Source organism: Corallococcus sp. 4LFB (assembly GCF_046520365.1).
In the GTDB taxonomy this organism is placed as follows: domain Bacteria; phylum Myxococcota; class Myxococcia; order Myxococcales; family Myxococcaceae; genus Corallococcus; species Corallococcus caeni.
Window position 1 is genome coordinate 1 of sequence record NZ_JBKGHJ010000119.1, and the last position, 18,455, is coordinate 18,455.

General features: G+C 66.5%; 15 protein-coding genes, 1 tRNA gene and 3 pseudogenes. 8 read left to right on the forward strand and 11 right to left on the reverse strand.

The window, feature by feature from the left end:
* The first annotated feature begins 305 nt into the window (after positions 1 to 305).
* The gene (locus ACLEQD_RS15210) at positions 306 to 872 is read left to right on the forward strand and encodes an AAA family ATPase (protein ID WP_410384706.1); all 567 of its coding nucleotides are present in this window, start codon (positions 306 to 308) and stop codon (positions 870 to 872) included.
* A gap of 130 nt (positions 873 to 1,002) precedes the next feature.
* Positions 1,003 to 1,599, forward strand: a complete 597-nt coding sequence (locus ACLEQD_RS15215; protein WP_410384707.1) for a hypothetical protein — start codon at positions 1,003 to 1,005, stop codon at positions 1,597 to 1,599.
* Between the two features lie 114 nt (positions 1,600 to 1,713).
* Here ACLEQD_RS15215 and ACLEQD_RS15220 read toward each other — a convergent pair whose 3' ends face one another.
* The 5 genes from ACLEQD_RS15220 to ACLEQD_RS15240 all read right to left on the reverse strand — a co-directional run bounded on the left by ACLEQD_RS15220 (position 1,714) and on the right by ACLEQD_RS15240 (position 6,163).
* Positions 1,714 to 2,193 carry a hypothetical protein gene (locus tag ACLEQD_RS15220; RefSeq protein WP_410384709.1) on the reverse strand — a complete coding sequence of 160 codons (480 nt, stop codon included), beginning with the start codon at positions 2,191 to 2,193 and terminating at the stop codon, positions 1,714 to 1,716.
* Positions 2,190 to 3,116, reverse strand: a complete 927-nt coding sequence (locus ACLEQD_RS15225; protein WP_410384711.1) for a ParA family protein — start codon at positions 3,114 to 3,116, stop codon at positions 2,190 to 2,192. The genes ACLEQD_RS15220 and ACLEQD_RS15225 overlap by 4 nt, the downstream gene beginning before the upstream one ends.
* A gap of 323 nt (positions 3,117 to 3,439) precedes the next feature.
* On the reverse strand, positions 3,440 to 4,024 hold the full coding sequence (locus ACLEQD_RS15230; protein ID WP_410384713.1) for a hypothetical protein: 585 nt from the start codon (positions 4,022 to 4,024) through the stop codon (positions 3,440 to 3,442).
* Positions 4,017 to 5,684 (reverse strand): anti-phage dCTP deaminase, encoded by a 1,668-nt coding sequence (locus ACLEQD_RS15235; protein WP_410384715.1) that lies wholly within the window; start codon positions 5,682 to 5,684, stop codon positions 4,017 to 4,019. Before ACLEQD_RS15235 ends, ACLEQD_RS15230 begins: the two co-directional genes overlap by 8 nt.
* Positions 5,685 to 6,086: 402 nt before the next feature.
* A tRNA-Pro gene (locus tag ACLEQD_RS15240) sits at positions 6,087 to 6,163 on the reverse strand.
* 253 nt (positions 6,164 to 6,416) lie between these two features.
* Here ACLEQD_RS15240 and ACLEQD_RS15245 point away from each other — a divergent pair.
* A complete protein-coding gene (locus tag ACLEQD_RS15245) occupies positions 6,417 to 6,815 on the forward strand; it encodes a two-component system response regulator (RefSeq protein WP_171422248.1) in 399 nt (132 codons plus the stop codon).
* Between the two features lies 1 nt (position 6,816).
* On the opposite strand, the gene rpe is transcribed toward ACLEQD_RS15245, so the two are convergent.
* Positions 6,817 to 7,473, reverse strand: a complete 657-nt coding sequence (gene rpe / locus ACLEQD_RS15250) for a ribulose-phosphate 3-epimerase (RefSeq protein ID WP_410384718.1) — start codon at positions 7,471 to 7,473, stop codon at positions 6,817 to 6,819.
* 173 nt (positions 7,474 to 7,646) lie between these two features.
* Between rpe and ACLEQD_RS15255 the strand changes: the two are divergent.
* Positions 7,647 to 9,130: pseudogene (locus tag ACLEQD_RS15255) on the forward strand (GAF and HD-GYP domain-containing protein); the annotation flags it as partial.
* A gap of 32 nt (positions 9,131 to 9,162) precedes the next feature.
* On the opposite strand, the gene pyk reads toward ACLEQD_RS15255, so the two are convergent.
* The 4 genes from pyk to ACLEQD_RS15275 form a co-directional block, all read right to left on the reverse strand.
* Entirely contained in the window at positions 9,163 to 10,593 is a 1,431-nt protein-coding gene (gene pyk / locus ACLEQD_RS15260; protein ID WP_410384720.1) for a pyruvate kinase, read from the reverse strand.
* Positions 10,594 to 10,692: 99 nt separating this feature from the next.
* Positions 10,693 to 11,508 (reverse strand): hypothetical protein, encoded by an 816-nt coding sequence (locus tag ACLEQD_RS15265; protein WP_410384729.1) that lies wholly within the window; start codon positions 11,506 to 11,508, stop codon positions 10,693 to 10,695.
* A 152-nt stretch (positions 11,509 to 11,660) separates the two neighbouring features.
* The gene (locus ACLEQD_RS15270; RefSeq protein ID WP_410384722.1) at positions 11,661 to 13,118 is read right to left on the reverse strand and encodes an NFACT RNA binding domain-containing protein; all 1,458 of its coding nucleotides are present in this window, start codon (positions 13,116 to 13,118) and stop codon (positions 11,661 to 11,663) included.
* A gap of 121 nt (positions 13,119 to 13,239) precedes the next feature.
* Entirely contained in the window at positions 13,240 to 13,449 is a 210-nt protein-coding gene (locus ACLEQD_RS15275) for a hypothetical protein (protein WP_410384724.1), read from the reverse strand.
* Positions 13,450 to 13,797: 348 nt separating this feature from the next.
* Here ACLEQD_RS15275 and ACLEQD_RS15280 point away from each other — a divergent pair, with 348 nt between their 5' ends.
* Positions 13,798 to 15,126, forward strand: a complete 1,329-nt coding sequence (locus ACLEQD_RS15280) for a glycoside hydrolase family 1 protein (RefSeq protein WP_410384726.1) — start codon at positions 13,798 to 13,800, stop codon at positions 15,124 to 15,126.
* Here the strand turns inward: ACLEQD_RS15280 and dusB are convergent.
* Positions 15,105 to 16,117: pseudogene (gene dusB, locus ACLEQD_RS15285) on the reverse strand (tRNA dihydrouridine synthase DusB). The gene ACLEQD_RS15280 and the pseudogene dusB sit on opposite strands and share 22 nt — an antisense overlap.
* Before the next feature lie 96 nt (positions 16,118 to 16,213).
* Here dusB and ACLEQD_RS15290 point away from each other — a divergent pair.
* From ACLEQD_RS15290 to ACLEQD_RS15300, 3 genes and pseudogenes are all read left to right on the forward strand, one after another.
* Positions 16,214 to 17,641 carry a site-2 protease family protein gene (locus ACLEQD_RS15290; protein ID WP_410384728.1) on the forward strand — a complete coding sequence of 476 codons (1,428 nt, stop codon included), beginning with the start codon at positions 16,214 to 16,216 and terminating at the stop codon, positions 17,639 to 17,641.
* Positions 17,642 to 17,821: 180 nt separating this feature from the next.
* Positions 17,822 to 18,025 (forward strand): annotated as a pseudogene (locus ACLEQD_RS15295) (sigma factor); the annotation flags it as partial.
* Positions 18,010 to 18,348 carry an RNA polymerase sigma factor gene (locus ACLEQD_RS15300; protein ID WP_410384731.1) on the forward strand — a complete coding sequence of 113 codons (339 nt, stop codon included), beginning with the start codon at positions 18,010 to 18,012 and terminating at the stop codon, positions 18,346 to 18,348. The pseudogene ACLEQD_RS15295 and the gene ACLEQD_RS15300, both read left to right, overlap by 16 nt.
* Positions 18,349 to 18,455 lie beyond the last annotated feature (107 nt).

Genomic DNA, 18,455 nt, shown 5'->3' on the forward strand with positions numbered 1-18,455 from the left:
CGTTTACGGCTGCAGCTGACTGAAAGCAACGACGATCTACCCTTTCTTCCGATACGAATCGATTCCTGACCTCGGATCGAACCCCCTTCGGTCCTAATAGTTACCTTGCGCAATCCTTGATTCCCATCGGCATGCCTCCTTCGAGCCACAAGAGTCATGATTCCTCGCTAGATGCCACGATCGCCGAAGAGCTTTTCAAGCTACGAACCTCCTTCAGTCCTCGCGATAGGGGCCGGTGGCGGAGTTTCACGGAACAGCTGCAGCGATTCTCAACTCTTCGGGGCAAGGAAGTATCCATCGATCGCTTGGCCGATGGCTCCCTACCCGAATTGACCTTTGAGGAGCGAGGAAAGTCCGTTCTCTCCTTGAAGGAACTCAGCTCTGGCGAACAGCAACTCGTCAGGCTCTGTGCGGTCACAACCCTGAGTGCTGGTGCCATTCTTGCTATCCAGGAACCCGAACTGAGTCTGGACGTCTCCAATCAGAATCTCCTCAGAGAGATCCTCCGCTCGCAAGTCCACGAAGGCTTACAGGATCAGATCATCATTGAGAGCCATGTGCCCACCTTTGATGGCCCGAGCGTCGTCCAGTTCTCGCGGACCCCTTCCGGCCAGACCCAGGTGACACGCGCCCCAAGCACCAACGCAAGCCACCGAGCACTCGCGCAGGAAGCCAAGGCCATGGGTGCTGAGGAGCGCTGGGTTACTCGGGATGGATACACCCGGATTCCAGAACTCATGCGCCAGGATTTGCAACTCACCGGTGGTGGCCAACTGTGGTTCCTCAAGGGAAGGAGGGCATGGGAGACTTGGCGCGAGGAGGATCTCGCGACACTCCTGGCAGATCCGGAGACGGACAAGCACCATGGGTAGGCCCACTCTCTGGCTCGATAGCAATGTCGCACGTAGCCCCAAAGACGTCCGCGAGCTCGTCACGAAGGCGCGTCCCAAGGGCATCCGAGTGGTCGTTCCAGCACAGGTCCACCTCGAGATCTGTCGCCAGGTGCGTGAGCGCCATGGGTCAGACTTCTCGCCCCAACTCATCGACAGCTTCCTCAAACAACAGGACATTGAGGTCATTGGAGCCCCAATCGACCGTACCACCGCCGAGACTTGGGCCGAGTTGCTCAACAGCCGCTACACCACGACTGCCGCATGGAAGGCGGCCAAGCTTGCAAGTGTGAAAGCCAAGCTCCCGGATGAGGCCGTGCTCCCAGCTTCACGCATCCCCATGACTACGGACTGGTGGATAGCACTCGCCGTCGAGCACGACGCTGACGCCATCATCGCCGTCGAAGATAAGGGAGAGGAATGGCGCTCCCTGCGTGAAAAGGGACGGGCCCGGTCCTTCAACGAAACCCTGAGGTGGCTGGAAGCTCAGCCCGATGCAGGTGAACGAGACTCCGCGCCGGGGACACTGAACCTACGGCTCCCAAATCTATCCGAGTCCCTAGAATTCGCCCAGGGGCTGCGTCCGGATGCCTCTACAACGCTCCCTAGCGATCAGCACAGCTTCCGCGAGGGCGCGCTCACCGAGGAGCGGCTCGACGGAGCGGCCGATGAGCCCGATGCCCTTCGAGTACTCGCCGGCAATCGATAGGAGGCAGCGAAGGCATCAGACGATTCATAGGAGACGAGGTGTCGGAACCAGTCTTTGACACCTTTCCCTGCCCGCCCCTCGGACACAATCAAACAAATAGCATCAAAGTTGTCACTAATCTTTCCCCCGCGCAGTGCCTTTCAAGTCAACACCCTGAATAGCCTCAGAACGCAACCTCACGCCGACAATTGACTCTGCTATCTTGTCCTCTATCATCTCGCGCTTGTCGGACTTATTAACATGCACCCTCAACATTCGTGCAAATTGGACTAGCTTTTCACGTGAATTAAAACGTCCATCTCTCTGAATGACACCCAGAACATCTTCGCGCGTCTTGCTTGCCTGAAGCGCGTCCATGAGCAACTTCATTTCAGCGCTTGAGCCAACCCAATCGCGCGAACCACTCCCGGAAGAGTGCTCTGCTGGCGGTTGTCCCGAGAAGGAGCGCTCTACGGGCTGCTCCGAAACATCGACAAGCGCAAGCTTGAGATTTCCTCGAAGAAAACTCTCAAGTTCCTCACTTGAAAGCCGCTCCAAGAAATCAGCACACAGTCCGAACGCTCGGGAAATATCTTTTCCAAGGCGGTTTTTCACGGCAGCCTCGAAAGCACTTCGGTTGCAAGAGCCTCAAGTTCCTCTCGAACACTCTCGTAAGTTTGCCCGTACGCGACCTCAAGCACAACAGGAACGCCATATTCAGGGGCGTCCGCATACCTCGTTTTGTTATCACGCACCATTGTATTAAACGTAGGAATCCCAAGCGACTTGATCTGCTGCACGTACTGCTCTTGCGCAGAAATGGGGCTGCCATTTCTGACGGAAACCATCGTAAAAAGCACACCCATGATTTCCGGAGAGATGGCTTCCCAGGCATCATCCTTGGTGTTCGCAACACACTTATTGTAGTCCCCAACAAGCTCGGCTACATGCCTCTGGAGTTGCTCTATTCCCAATGTCGACAAATAGTCCGGTTTGGCTGGGACCAATAAAAAATCACTGGCGACTATTGCTGTCTTCGTGACGATATTAAAATTCGGAGGACAATCAATCAAAACGACATCATAGCGGCCCTCCTCAATACTTGCGAGCCCATGCTTGAGCCGAGAGTGGACACGCAAAAAGTTCGCACGCATCTGCCGTTCAGAGGCTCCGCTCAGGCGGGTTGCCAGTTCCAGATCTACATTAATCAAGGCGAGATGGGAGCAAATCAGGTCAACGCGTCCTCCACGACTCGCGAGCCGCTCATTTACGCGCTTGGGCTTGACAATCAGACTTGAGAGATCAAGTTCCTTGTCATCATCAATAAAGGCATCAAACCAGCTCTTAATTGTCTTCGTTTTCTCGAAAAGCCTGCGCCAATCATCAACGCGCAAAAAAGAGAATGTCAGACTGGCCTGTGGATCTAAATCAATGGCAAGAACTTTCTTGCCACGAAATGCCATTTCGGCAGCCAGATTGGCTGATACGGTGGTTTTCCCGACACCGCCCTTGTAGTTGATGACTGAAATCACATTCATGATACGTCCATTGCCATAGTTGATACTCTAATTATCGGCATCCTTACTGCATGCACAAGCCAAAGTCCATGCTGATGCCATCGAGACAGCACAACGCCTTGCGGCCCGACGAAGCGCCGCCATGCGGTATTGTGTGCCTTTTTCACATTGCGGCTCTGTGTGAAGTTGCCCCGGTTTCGTAGTTCCCACTGAGCATGCTTCGGTTTTGTGGTCCTCCTGCACTTCGTTTGATTCATGGGCAACGAGCGGGAGATCCTCACTCAGCCGTTCGCATGCCTCTGGATTCACACAAACTGCAAGAGAGCCGCCGAGTCGAGGGAGGTTCAGGGCGTGCGAATGAAGCTCCCATCTGATGCATCAGCAAGCGCCTGGACGTTCAAACAATGCAGTTCCCATCCGCCCCTGGGCATGGGCTGTAGCGCCTGCGGGAGAACGCGGGATGCGATGGCCACACTCTCCGGCCCGTCGAGAAGAACGAGCAGGGGACCTGGAGCGCTCACGCCGCCTTCAGAACGCAGCAAGCTGCTGATTGCGTGAGCGGCGTGGCCGGAGGCTAGACTCGCGTCGTTGGTTGAGGTGATCCCCAATCGCCCGGACACGTCTCGATACTTGGTTCCGAGCTGCTCGAACAAATCGAAAAACCAGCGCCGGTTTGTTCCGCCCAGATCGAAGAGTGGCACGGCGCGCAAGTCCATGATCCATTGAGGCCTGACCTGTTGGAGCAATGCAACGAACGGATCAGCAACCATGCCCGCCATGTCCACGAGCCCCAAGAGCCGCGGGTCAGGAATATAGAGCAGAGGCAACTGTGCAGGCGCGGACCTCGGCGACTTGGCCTGCTCCTGCTTCTTGCTCCCTTCTGCAAGGACGACGAGCTTGAGATGAGAGGAGAGACGCTCCTTAGCCACGGCTCTCCCCTGACTCGACATCGAGTTGTTGTTCCAGGTCCGCGTAGCTCACCTTGCTTACACCCCATGCCGTGCCCCAATCGGGCTCACCCATTTGGAACCTGCCATCCGCCTCTGACTTGAGTTCCCGATCCTTCTGGAAGGCGCGCTCAAACATGCGCGGCGCGACTCCCGTGAAGTGACGGAACAAGACCTTCTTGCCTGTCCCCGGAGGGGGCGTCCAGCCCTTGACAGTATGAGTGATGGAGTCCCCGTGCAGGTCCAAGGCGCGGCTCTTGGGATAAGGCTCAACATATTGGACCTCCGTCACACCGGATGCCACGATGTGACGCGCGCAGTAATGGCAAGGATACGTCGTGACGAACAGCCGTCCCCCCTGTGGGGTGACGCCTTGCCGCGCTGCACTCAACAAGGCGTCCATTTCAGCGTGAACCGCCCGGCTGAATTCGAGAAGCCCGCCGATGGGGGAGCGCCGGAGTTCGTTCTTTAATGCCTGCCGCATCTCTTCGGCAGAAGGAGACTTCTCCGAAGTCGACAACTTGAGGAGCTTTTCCAGAGTCGGCAACTTGAGGAGCTTTTCGATGATCGCGTCCTGCTCCTTGGTGTTGCTGCAATAGACGTTCTTGCGGAACGCGCACCTGTGCTCCGCGCTGGGCTCTATAATTTCAAAGCCCTGGCCGTAGACGCCACCGCCCGCCCTGGGCACTTCGTTGGCTCCAGTTGCGGCAATATTCCCACGCTCGTCAACCAGCGCTGCCCCCACCTGGCGTGACAGGCACGCGCTCCGCATCTTAGCGCCGTGCGCGGCGTACATCGCGTACTCGGCCGTCGTCGGGCGCTCCACCTTTGCATGGGTGACGATGCGAACGAGTCGCTGGAGGTCATCAGGGACGTTCCAGTCAGGGTTCTCCTGCGGGTCCGTCTCGCCTCGCTCCAGTTCAAGGTACCGCCTCTCACTGTTGTCGATGAAAAAGTCGGCGAGGTGGAATGCGTCCGTGACCCGCTGCCCGTGCTTCTTGTCCGGGTCCTTCGCGTCGCGGGACATAAAGTCCTCGACATCGGCTTGGCCAGCATTACGCGGGAACTTTTCTACGAGCCGCCCGCGACGCACGTCGTCTTGGCAGACCACGCCGATGAGTGCGAATGCGTTCTGATAGAGGGAGCGCAGCAGATGCACCTCCGCCGGGTGGCGGAATGCATCAATGATGTAGGCACGCGGCTTGCCATCAGGCTCAACAGGTTGATTCGCGGCTGGCTGCTCAATCCCCTGCATCGTGGCCCGGGCGCGGCGGATCCGCCTCACCAAGCGGCGGGCAACTGCAGCGTGCTCACCCTCCCGCATTGCGTCACCGCAGTCCTGGAGGTACTTCGCGTACTGGAAGGTGCCTCGGTCGGCAGTTGAGGGGGGGTGCCCAACCTCCTTCACCCATTCCTCAATCACGTCTCGCGCCTTGAGGATACAAACTTGGTAAGGCCCGCCAATAGCCGTCGGGTTTTCAAGAAGCGTCTTCAGCTTCTCTGCAATTGTGGTCGTACCAGAGCCGACGTGACCCACGACAGCAAAGAAGAGTTCGTGCGCTTGGTGCTGCTTAACGATGTCACGCGCGCCAGTGCTCAGGCGCTTGTTGACGATGAGGGGAATTGGCTGAGCCGCGGCCATGAGTACCTATTGAGGCTAGAATGGTACCGCTGATACGGACCGGGAGGTGGACCAATGGCGGGAGCATGTAGCTTACCGAGCAAAACCCGCCGGTTTAGAAAAATCCAAAAAACCGGATGCGACCTGATGCTTACGCTCGCTACTGAAGAACCTACCTGCGACGCAGGCGGGAACTTGAATGAGACTCGGACCGCCGATCTTTCTCGCTTTTCCTTTGATCGGTTCATGGCCGAAGAGAGACTGGTCGCAAGCCGCCCACCAAGCCTTCGGGAAGCTAGCGGGGGTAACCCCGCCGGAGATGAAAACCCTTCGCTTGCTGCGAGTTTGCTGCTGACCTCTTGGTCCCAAAAAACTAAGGGCGCGGACCCGAGGATTTCTCCTCGGATTCCGCGCCCTCTTGAATGGTCGGGGAGACAGGATTTGAACCTGCGACCCCTTGGTCCCGAACCAAGTGCTCTACCAGGCTGAGCCACTCCCCGATATCCGGTGCTGCGCCGGGAACTGCCCTCGGGCCCGACGAAGCGTGGGCGGATCTATCCGAGCCGCTTCCGTGAGTCAACGGACTCTTTTGCCCCTCCCTTCCCCACCCCTCCCCGCCTCCCCTGCTCCCTCGACTGTTGTCCTACCTACCCTTCAGGACGGGACAATGTTCACCCTCTTCACAAGATCCGGGCCTTCCTGTAGTTCCAAGGTGTTGCACGTTGATCCGCCCCTGTTCCCCCACAGAGGACCATGACTGCCCCCACTGTCCTCATCTCGGATGATGAGCCCCTCGTCGTGTCCGCACTCGCCCGGGAGGCCAAGCGCTCCGGCCTCGTGTGCGTGTCCGACACCACCTCCGAACATGTGCTGGAGCTGGCCCGCAAGCACCGCCCCGCCGTCATCATCCTGGACATCAACCAGCACCAGGACGGCCGGGACCTGCTCGCGCAGCTGAAGAAGGACCCCGCCACGCGCGACTCCAAGGTCATCATGCTCAGCGGCGTGGAGGACCAGTTCACCCGCCACGTGTGCTTCGAGCTGGGCGCCGACGACTACGAAGTGAAGCCGTGCGACCCCACCTTCATGGCCCGCATCGCCCGCATGGCCGCCGCCGCCGTGCGCCCGCCCGCTTCCCCCGAAGCCGCCTGACTCACGACGGACGCAGCGAACGGATGGCCGCCGCCCGGTCCTTCGCGCCAAACACGTAGCTGCCCGCCACCAGCACCGTCGCCCCCGCGGCCACCACGCGCTTCGCCGTCTCGGCGTTGATGCCGCCGTCCACCTCGATGTCCACGTCCAGCCCCCGCGCGTCCAACATCGCGCGCAGCCGGCGGACCTTGTCCACCGTGGACTCGATGAACGACTGCCCCCCGAACCCCGGGTTCACGCTCATCAAGAGCACCATGTCCACGTCCCCCAGCACCTCCTCGATCGCCACCAGCGGCGTGCCCGGGTTCAACACCACCGCCGGCTTCGCCCCCGCAGAACGAATCTGCTGGAGCGTGCGGTGCAGGTGGGGACTGGCCTCCTGGTGCACCGTCAGCACGTCCGCGCCCGCCTTCACGAACGCGTCCACGTACTTCTCCGGCTCGACAATCATCAGGTGCACGTCCAGCGGCTTCGTCGCCACCCGCTTGATGGCCTCCACGATGGGCGGCCCCAACGTGAGGTTGGGGACGAACCTGCCATCCATGACATCCACGTGAATCCAGTCGGCTCCATCAGCCTCGATGGCGCGGACCTCCTCACCCAGGCGGCTGAAATCACAGGAGAGCAGCGACGGAGAGATGCGGATGGGGCGGGTCATGGCGGCGCTTCATAACCGCTTCCCGTTGGCCACGGTACCTCTGCCCGACTGGACAGAGACCTGGCGGACACAGGTGAACCCAGCAGGTGGGGGGGCCGGGCGGCCGACACACCGCGCGTGCTACAACTTGGCGCGCCCGCGGCCATCCGCCGCATCTCACGGAGCCCGCCCCGGTGCTTCCCCAGTCCGTGCCCGCCTCCCCCAACCTGTCCCGCCGGCTCGCGAAGCTGACGTCCATCCTGGATGTCGCCAAGGCGATGAGCGCCGAGCGGGACCTCGACCTGCTCTTGCCCCTCATCCTCTATGAGGCCACCAAGGTCGTGGAGTCGGACCGCTGCTCGCTCTTCATCCTGGACCGCGAGCGCGAGGAGCTGTGGAGCAAGGTGGCCCAGGGCTCCAAGAATGAAATCCGCCTCCCCATGGCAGCGGCATCGCCGGCCAGGTCGCCCACACCGGCGCCGTCATCAACATCCCCGACGCCTACGCCGACCCCCGCTTCAACAGCAGCTTCGACGTCTCCAGCGGCTACCGCACCCACACCATCCTCTGCGTCCCCATGCGCGACGCGAATGGAGACGTGACGGGCGTCATCCAGGCCCTCAACAAGCGCGGCGGACGCATCTTCGACGCGGAGGACGAGGAGCTGCTGCTCGCCCTGGGCGCCCAGGCCGCCGGCGCCATCGAGAACGCCCTCCTCCACGAGGAGATCAACCGCCTCTTCGAGGGCTTCGTCTCCGCGTCCGTCGTCGCCATCGAAGCGCGCGACCCCACCACCGCGGGCCACTCCGGCCGCGTGGCGGACCTCACCGTGTCCCTGGCCCGGGCGCTGGAGCACCACACCACCGGTCCGTATGCCCAGACGCGCTTCACCGCCGTGGAGCTGCAGGAGCTGCGGTACGCGTCGCTGCTGCACGACTTCGGCAAGGTGGGCGTGCGCGAGAACGTGCTCGTCAAGGCGGAGAAGCTCTACCCGCATGAGCTGGAGACGCTGCGCGCCCGCTTCCAGCTGGCTCGCAAGGACCTGCAGCTGCAGAGCTCCCGGCGCAGGCTCGCGTCGGTCGAGGCTCGCGGCCTGTCCGCCCTGCCCTCCATCCACCAGGAGGAGGACGCGCGGCTCGCCCAGGAGCTGGCGCAGCTGGATGAGGTGATGGGGTTCCTGCTCACCTGCAACAAGCCGACGGTGCTCGCGCAGGGCAACTTCGAGCGGCTGCTGGAATTGGGCAAGCTCAGCTACACCGACGCGCACGACCATGGGCAGCCGCTGCTGCTGCCCCATGAAATCCAATCCCTCTCCATCACCCGCGGCACGCTCTCTCCGGAGGAGCGCCGGGAGATCGAGAGCCACGTCGAGCACACGTACCGCTTCCTGTCGCAGATTCCGTGGACTCGCGCGCTTCGCCGCGTGCCGGAGATTGCCTACGCGCACCACGAGAAGCTGGATGGCACGGGCTACCCTCGCGCCGTCCCCGAGATTCCGGTGCAGTCGCGGATGATGTCCATCTGCGACATCTACGACGCGCTCACCGCGAGCGACCGGCCCTACAAGAAGGCCGTGCCTCACACGCTCGCGCTGGACATCCTCAAGAAGGAGGCGGGGTCCGGACAGCTGGACAAGGACCTCTTCACCATCTTCGTCGAGGCGGAGATTCCCCGCCGGCCCTCAAGAAGGGCCCGGCGTAGGGCACGGCATCAGGCGCTGATGGTGTGCAGCCGGAGGCTGTTGATCTTCCCCGGCTGACCCACCGGCGCGCCGAACACCACCACCACGCGGTCGCCCCTGCGCGCGAGGCCTCGCGACACCAGCTCCTCCTCCACGCGGCGGAGCATGGTCTCCGTCTCCTGGATGGGCTCCAGCACGCGCGGCACCACGCCCCAGAGCAGCGACAGGCGGCGGCGCACCTCCTGGTTCGGGCTGAACGCGACAATCGGCACCGTGGGCCGGTAGTGCGCGAGCAGCCGCGCCGTCACGCCCGACAGCGTGAAGGCCGCGACGAGCGAGGCGCCGCTGGCCTTGGCCGCCTCGCACGCCACGCGCGCGATGACGTCCGGGAAGTGCAGCGGCAGACCCAGCGGGGCCTCAATCACGCGCGGCTGGTGCTGGGCGCGGGAGGAGGACTCGGCCGCCAGGATGATGCGCTCCATCATCTGCACGGAGTCCACGGGGAACTTGCCGCTCGCCGTCTCACCCGAGAGCATCAGCGCGTCCGCGCCGTCGTACACGGCGTTGGCCACGTCGCTGGCCTCCGCGCGCGTGGGGCGCGGGTTGTCAATCATCGAGTTGAGCATCTGCGTGGCCACGATGACGGGCAGGCCGCGCAGGTTGGAGCGCCGGATGATGTCCTTCTGGACGGCCGGCACCTCTTCCGGGGGAATCTCCACGCCCAGGTCGCCGCGGGCCACCATCACGCCGTCCGTCTTGTCGAGGATGGCGTCCAGGCGCGCGATGGCCTCCGGCTTCTCCAGCTTGGAGATGATGGGCACCGTGCGGCCCACCTCCGCCATGGCCTGGCGCGCGGAGTCCAGGTCCGACGGCTGGCGCACGAAGGACAGCGCGATGTAGTCCACGCCCGCCTTGAGGCCGAAGATGAGGTCCTCGCGGTCCTTGGGCGTCAGCGCGTCCGCGCGCACCGCCACGCCGGGCAGGTTGATGCCCTTGTTGTTCTTCAGCGTGCCGCCGTGCACCACTTCCGTCTTGATGAGCTGCTTCTTGTCCGTCTCCACGACGCGCAGCTCCAGGAGGCCGTCGTCCAGCAGGATGCGGTCGCCCGGGTTCACGTCCGCCGCCAGGTGCGGGTACGTGGTGGACACGATTTCGTCGGTGCCCTTCACCGTCTCGTCGGTGGTGATGTGGAAGGTGGCGCCGTGCTTCAGCTCCGTGCTGCCGGTGATGAAGCGGCCGGTGCGGATCTTCGGGCCCTGCAGGTCGCCCAGGATGCCCACCGCCTTGCGCACCTTCAGCGAGGCCGCGCGCAGCATGTCGATGTTCGCCTGATGCTGCTCGTGGCTGCCGTGGGAGAAGTTGAGCCGGGCCACGTCCATGCCGGCCTCCAGCAGCGCTTCCAACATCTCCGGGGTCTGACTGGCCGGGCCGAGGGTGCAGACAATCTTTGCTCGTCGCATAGGAGCGCGAACATCCGGCTCCCCCGCGTTTCGGTCAAGGAGTCACGGAGCCCGAGCGAGCAGGTAAACCAGTAAATGTCCAGGCCGCTCGGCGTGCGCTCAACCGCGCAACAGCGTGCCCAGGTTCTCGCGCTCCCAACGCAGCGCGGCGGCGTAGTGCGGGTACGTGCGCTCGCGCTCGCGGAAGGCGCGCGGGTGGTGCACGCGGCGCCCGGTGCGATTGCTGCTGGGGAACAGCTGGTGGAGCATCTCGTGGAAGACGATGAACTCCACGAAGAAGGCGGGCACGTCCGGCTTGTCCAGCGCGGGGTGGATGCGAATCTCCCGCGTCTGGTGGTCGTAGACGCCCAGGCGGATGGACTTGCGGCGGCGGCGCGGGGGCATGCGGCCCCAGCCGATGCGGGCCTGGATGGCGTTCTGGAAGTAGGCCTCGTTGACGCCGTTGTAGAGCGCCCGCAGGTCGAAGCAGCGGCCGAGCGGATTCAGCTCCGCGTCCGACTCACGCCGCAGCTGCCGGATGAGCGGCTGCTGGCCGCGGATGTATTCGTCCAGGAGGGCGCCCGCGGCGCGGTGGCCGCGGCCCGCGTAGTCCGCCACCGCGCGCACGATGCCTTCCGGCGCGTCCAGGAACATGTGGTGCAGCCGCAGCTGGAGCACCTGCGAGCCGCGGCGGAAGGACACCATGGTGGAGCGGTTGTCCGTCACGGCCAGGCGCACCGGCATGCCCAGGTTCGCGCTCAGGCGCCACGCGAGCGACTCCGCGCGCTCCACCAGCTCCTCGCGCGACGCGGTGAGGACTCGCGGGGCTTCCTCCGCGACGCGGTTGCGCGGCGGCAGGGGCGCCTGTCCCTCCGGCGCGCGCTGCGCGGAAGTGGCGGCGCGTTCCGCGGACGAGCCACGCGGGAACAGGGACATCTGGCGGAAGGCTTCGGGCGTCACGCGGGGGGCATCGTACCCGGCACTTCCCGAACCTCAAGGCCAGGGGCTGGACGCCCGTCCGCCTGTCGACCGGGCCCACACGCCGAGCGTGACACCCCGGGTTGAATCCGTCCCAGTGCCCCTGTCCTTCAGGGCAGGCCCGGGTCCCCATGGCGCGACTTGAGCAGCCGCTCCAGCCGCTCCGGCTCCATGCGCACCACGAAGGTCTTCTCCCGGGCATACGTCACCTGCCCGGGGGCGGCGCCCTTCAGCTTGCGCACGAACTTCACCGGCAGGTAGCTCACCTCGCCGCGCGGCTCGCCCTTCGCCCCCGAGTGGTGCAGCGCCAGGTGCGCCGCGTCCAGCAGCACCTCCTGGGACACCTCCGCGTGCTTCTCCAGCGGCACCACCACGTGGCTGCCCGGCAGGCCCCGCGCGTGCAGCCACAGGTGCCACGGCCGCGCCACCTTGAAGGTGAGCTGGTCGTTGTCCTCCGAGCCGCGCCCCACCCAGATGCGGGCGCCGGCGTGGCCCACGTACTCCTTGAAGGGGAGGCCCCCCTTCGGGCCCTCCTCGCCCTGGACCACCTGGAGCACTTCGGCCTGCGCCATCAGCGCGGCGTCATCCATGGCCTCAATCTGCGTGAGCGCCGTCCGCGCGTGGGCGACCTCCCGCGCGAGCTCCGCCTCGCGGTGGCGGGCCTGCTCCACGCCGCGCAGCAGGCGCCGGTACTGGTGGAAGTGCCAGTCCGCCTCCTCCTTCGGGGTGCGCTTCGGGTCCAGCTTCACCTGGACCTCCTCCACGCCGGCTTCCGTATAGGCGGTGAGCGTCACCTGGGACGCGCCGCGCTTGAGCCGGTGGAGGTTCTGCGCGAGCAGCTCGCCCACCTCGCGGTGCTTCTCCGCCTCCGGGCCGCGCTGGGCCTCCGCGCGCACCTTCTCCAGCGTGCGCGAGGAGCGCTTCAGCCGCGCCCGGTACGGCTGCGCCAGCCTTCGGCGGATGGCGTCCGCGCGGCTGGTGCGGTCCTTCTGCCCGAGCACCCGCTCGGCGGCCTGCAGCTTGGGGAGCGCGTCCTCTTCGCGCGGCTCCAGGCGCGAGGGCTGCGCGCGGCCCTTCGCCAGCGACTCCGGGGACACGGGCTCCGGCGGCGACCACTGCGCTCCGGGATAGAGGTTGCGCCTGGGGCCGAAGCCCTCGCCGGAGAGCATCAGCACCCGGTGGTTGTCGCTGAGGAGGAGCAGGCCCCCGGGCGCGCCCACCTCCAGCACCAGCCGGCGGCGCACGGCTTCGCGCTCGAACTCCAGGACGATGGCGCGGCTGTCCTCCAGGTAGCGCGCGGCCTGGAGCTTGAAGCCGGTGAGCTCCTGGCGCAGCCAGCGCTGGAAGGGGGCGGGCTCGCCCGGCGTGGGGAAGCGGTCTTGCGCGACGGACAGGCGCGACAGCTCGCCTTCGGCGCACAGGCACAGGACCACCGATCTGCCCGGGACGCGCAGCTCCAGGTAGGCCAGGCGGGGCAGCGGGCACCACGCCTTCTGGGCCACCGCGCCCACCAGCCGGGCCGCGGCCTCCGCCACGACCTCACCGAACTCCACCGGACGCAGCGACATGGGCCCCTCCCGGACGCGGGCGCCGGGACGTCAACCCCTGGCCCGCAAAAGAAAAACGGCCCGGCGGGTTTCGCCGAGCCGTTCACCGGACGTCAACCGACGTCCGTCATGACGCCGGACTTCAGGCTTCCGGGGTCGCCGGGGCCGCCGGGGCCGCGGTCTTGCGACGGGAAGCGGTCTTCTTCTTCGCGGCCTTCTTCGCGACCGTCTTCTTCGCGGGGGCCTTCTTGGCCGCACCGCGCTTGGCGGCAGGGGCCTTGCGGGCGGCGGTCTTCTTCGACGCGGTCTTCTTCGACGCGGCCTTCTTCGCGGTCTTCTTCTTCGCGGCCATCGGAATCCTCCGTTCAGTGTTGAGGCCCGCGAGGACGCGAGCCCTGCACCCACTTTGGACTGAACGTGAGTGCTTGAAATGAATGGTACGGGCGACATGCCAGTGTGTCAACGCATGGTGATGTATTGCAGTGCGCGGCGAGGCCGATTTTTGGCCTCCGGGCGCTTCGAACCGTTCGTGGGCGGTCATTCCGGGGGTCCGGCGCATCGCGTGCGGGGCCGAGTTTCCGGCTCCGGGCGCGTTTCGAGGGTCCGCGCTACAGGCATGGATGTCCGCTGCCGTGCATCCGGCGCGCGCGCATCGCGTCGCTTCCCGTCGTGGAGGCGGCGGCCTACGGTGCCCGCCCGCATGAGCTCCACCGCGCTGACCTTCCCCGCGTCCTTCACCTTCGGCGTCGCCACGTCCGCGTACCAGGTGGAGGGCGGCATCGAGAACGACTGGGCCCAATGGGAGCGGCAGGGGAAGTTGAAGGAGCCCCACGCCCGCTGCGGCCGCGCGGTGGACCACTGGAACCGCTACGCGGAGGACTACGCCCTGGCGAAGGCGGTGGGGGCCACGGCGTTCCGGCTGTCGCTGGAGTGGGCGCGCATCGAGCCCGAGCGAGGCCGCTTCGATGGCGCGGCGCTGGAGGGCTACCGCGAGCGGCTGCTCCAGCTGCGCGCGCAGGGCCTGCGGCCGGTGGTGACGCTCCATCACTTCACCCACCCCACGTGGTTCCACGCGTCCACGCCCTGGCACCTTCCGGAGAGCCTGGAGGCCTTCCGCCAGTACGTGCGCCACTGCGCGCCCCTGTTGGAGGGGCTGGACGCGCTCGTCATCTCCTTCAACGAACCGATGGTCCTCTTGTTGGGCGGCTACCTCCAGGGCCTGATGCCGCCGGGCATCACGGACGGGGCGAAGACGATGGCCGCGCTGGGCAACCTGGTGCGCGCGCACGTCATCGCGCGCGAGGAGCTGGGTCAGCATCTGGGCCGCGTGGAGCTGGGCATCTCCCAGAACATGCTCGCGTTCGCGCCGGACCGCTGGTGGCATCCCCTGGACCGCTCGCTGGTGCGGCTGGCGGCCCCCGCCTACAACCACGCGTTCCACGAGGCGCTGTCGTCCGGCCACCTGCGCGTGTTCATGCCGGGGGTCGCGTCCACGGACGTGCGGATTGAAGGGGCGCGCGACTCGGTGGAGTTCGTGGGCGTCAACTACTACACGCGCGCGCACCTGCGCTTCATGCCGCGCCCGCCCTTCATCGACTTCAAGTACCGCGACCCGGACGGGCGCGGGCTCACCGACATCGGGTGGGAGAAGCGGCCCGAGGGCTTCCTCCAGCTGCTCCAGGAGGTGAAGCGCTACGGCAAGCCGGTGTGGGTCACGGAGAACGGCATCGACGACCGGCAGGGGGCGGTGCGGCCGGAGTACCTCCACACGCACCTGCGCCAGGTGCTGGCCGCGCGCGAGGCCGGCGCGGACGTGCAGGGCTACCTCTATTGGAGCCTGCTGGACAACTTCGAGTGGCTGGAGGGCTGGGGCCCGCGCTTCGGCCTCTACCACGTGGACTTCGACACGCTGGAGCGCCGCCCCACCCCGGCCTGCGACTACTTCCGCGCCGTGGCCACCGGGCGCGTGCTGGTGCCTCCATCCGCCACGAGCGCGGGCGGCGCGACTCAGCCCAGCGCCGCGCGGTAGTCCACCTCCGGCTCCTCCAGAGGCGCCGTGGGGTCCGTGTCCGCGCCCGCGAAGAAGCGGCGCACGCTGTCCTCCACCGCCTCCGGCGAGTCCAGCCCGTTCACCTCCGAGCGGAAGTGCGCCGCGCCCTTGAGGCCATGGGCGTACCAGGCCAGGTGCCGGCGGAACGAGCGCACCGCGCCCAGGGGGTCCCCGACGAACTCCGCGTGGGACCGGGCGTGCTCCAGCACCAGGGCGCAGCGCTCCTCGGGTGTCGCGGGCGGGCCGCCCACGAGCTCGCGGAAGAGCCACGGGTTGCCCAGGGCGCCCCGGCCAATCATCACGAAGTCGCAGCCGGTGCTGTCCAGCATGCGGTGCGCGTCCGCCACCGTCTTCACGTCCCCGTTGCCGATGATGGGCAGCTGGGGGAAGTGGCGCTTCAGGTCCGCGATGTGGGCCCAGTCCGCCTGGCCGGAGTAGCCCTGCTCGCGCGTGCGGGGGTGCAGGGCGAGCCCGCGCACCCCGCCTCCTGGAGGGCCTCCGCCACCTGGAGGTAGTTGAGCGTGCGCGCGTCCCAGCCCGAGCGGATTTTGCAGGTGACGGGCAGGCCGGTGGCCTCACGGATGGCGCGGACGATGGCCGCGGCGCGGGGCACGTCGCACAACAGGCCGCTGCCGGCGCCGTTGCGCACCACCTTCTTCACCGGGCAGCCCATGTTGATGTCGATGAGCTGCGCGCCCGCGGCCTTGCCCACCTGCGCGGCCTGGGCCATGGCCTCCGGTTCGCCGCCGAAAATCTGCAGCGAGTAGGGCCTCTCCACCGCCGCGTCGTAGCGCAGGTACTTGAGGGTGCGCTGGTTCTGCCGCATCAGCCCCTGGGCGCTCACCAGCTCCGTGGGGCACAGGGCGGCGCCCAGCCGGAAGGCGATGACGCGGAAGGGGCGCTCGCTCACGCCCGCCATGGGCGCGAGGATGTAGGGGTTGGGGAGCGTGTAGGGACCCAGCTTCAGCATGCGAAGAAGACACCCTATACCCGGCGGGGAACAGAAGCGCGCGGGCCATGAGAACGACCCTGCGCGAGTGGGGGCCAACGATTAAGGTCCCCAGCCATGTTCCGTTTTCGGCTCGGGAGCGTCCCCGTCCACGTCCACACGAGTCACCTGCTCTTCTCCGCGGTGCTCGCCTACCAGTCCCTCCCATCACCGGGGCGGCACTCGGGTGCCGGGTGGCTGGGGGACCAGCTGGCCGACCCCTCGTCGCCCGGGCACATGGGCGCGGTGGCGACCTATGTGTTGTCGTGGATGTTCATCGTCTTCGTGTCCGTGCTCATCCACGAGCTGGGGCACGCGGTGGCCTTCCGCTTCTTCGGCTACCGGCCGAGCGTGGACCTGGTCTTCATGGGCGGCGTCACCCGGCCCAACACGGACGCGCCGCTGCCCTGGCACAAGGACGTGGTGAGCAGCTTCGCGGGCCCGCTGGCGGGGCTGACGCTGGGCGTCCTGTGCTGGGCGGTGCTGATGCAGGTGCGGGGCCGCTCGGAGGTGGCGGACTTCTTCCTGGGCAACTTCTTCTTCGCCAACATGGTGTGGGCGGTGCTGAACCTGCTGCCGGTGCCGCCCCTGGACGGCGGGCACATCAGCACGGCGCTGGCCACGCGGATGTTCGGGCGGCGGGGCTTCATCGTGTCGCACGTGCTGGCGCTGGGCCTGTGCGTGGGCATGGTGCTGCTCGCCATCAAGACCGGGGCCCTGTTCATGGGCGTCCTCTTCGCCTCGTTCGGCTACCAGTCGTTCCGCGTGCTGGCGGACGTGATGCGGGCGCGCAGCGAGGCGAAGGAAGAGGAGGGCCCCAAGGCCCAGGCCCTGCGCGAGGCGCAGCAGGCCCTGCGCGAGGACCGGCTGGACGACGCGTGGCGGCTGGGCAACCTGCTGCTGGAGACGCCGGGGCTGTCCGCGGGGCTCACCAGCCGGGCCCATTACCTGCTGGGCTGGGTGGCGCTGAAGCAGGGCCACGGGCGGCCCGCGCTGGACCACTTCTCCCAGGTGCAGGGCCAGCCGGTGGAGATGCACGCGGTGGCGGCGGCGTTCTCGCTGGTGGGGGATGACGCCCGGGCGGTGGGCTACTGGAAGCAGGCGTGGGGCGAGTCGCAGGACCGCACCGTGATGCACGAGTACGCGGGCGCGCTCATCCGCCTGGGTCAGGTGAACGAGGCGCTGCGGCTGCCCGGCGTGGACCCGGCGGCCGCGTTCCGGTGCGCGGAGCGGGCGCTGTTCATCCGGGGCGCCTATTCAGAGGCGGCGGCGGTGAGCGAGGCGGCGCTGAAGTACGCGCCGGACCCGGGCATCGCGTACGACGCGGCCTGCGCGTTCGCTCGCGCGGGCAACGTGGCGGAGGCGGTGCGGCTGCTCCAGCGGGCGGAAGGACTGGGCTTCCGGGACGCGGCGTATGCCTCCTCCGACGAGGACCTGTCGCCCCTGCACGGGCACCCTGCCTTCGAGGAGTGGCTGGCGCGGCTGCGGCCGGCGGCCTTGCCCTGAAGCCGGGCTGACACCGCGCGCGGGAGGGCTACTTTCTCCCGCGAACCACCTCCGGGGCCTAGAGTCCCCGCCTGCCCCGTGAGCCCTTCGTCCCCTCCCGTGAAACCTTCCGCCGCGCCCGTGCGTACCGGGGACATGCCGGTATCCCCGGGAGCCTCCGGCGACTCGGACGAGGTGTTGATGGAGCGGTTCTGCCAGGGCGAGGCGCAGGCGTTCGACGCGCTCTTCCAGCGCTATGCGCGCCCCGTCCAGGGCTACCTGGCGCGGCTGACGGGCAGCGCCGCCACCGCGGAGGACCTGGCCCAGCTCACCTTCCTGTCCCTGGTGCGCGCGCGCGGCCGCTATCAACCCGGCGCCCGCGTCCGGCCCTGGCTGTACGCCATCGCCACCAACGCCGCGCGGGACCATGCGCGCGCCACCGGCGTCCGGAGGACCTCACCCCGGAGGGCGAGCTGCCCCTCACCGCCGTGGCGGACACCCCGGAGCCGCGCGACGCGGGCCTGGAGCGCGCGGTGCAGCGCGCCCTGGCGCAGCTCCCGGAGGGCCAGCGGCTGCCCATCCTCATGCACCGCTTCGAGGGCATGGGCTTCGCGGAGATCGCCGAGGCCCTGGGCCTCACGGAGAGCGCGGTGAAGGTCCGCGCCCACCGGGGCTATGCGCGCCTGCGCGAGCTGCTCGCCCCCCTTCAGCAGGAGACCTCGCGATGACGCCCGAGTGCGAACGCGTCCTGGACTGCCTGGACGGCCCGTTGCCTCCAGAGCTGGCGTCGCACGCGCCGGCTGCGCGGACTGCCGCGCCCTCCTGGACGGCTTCC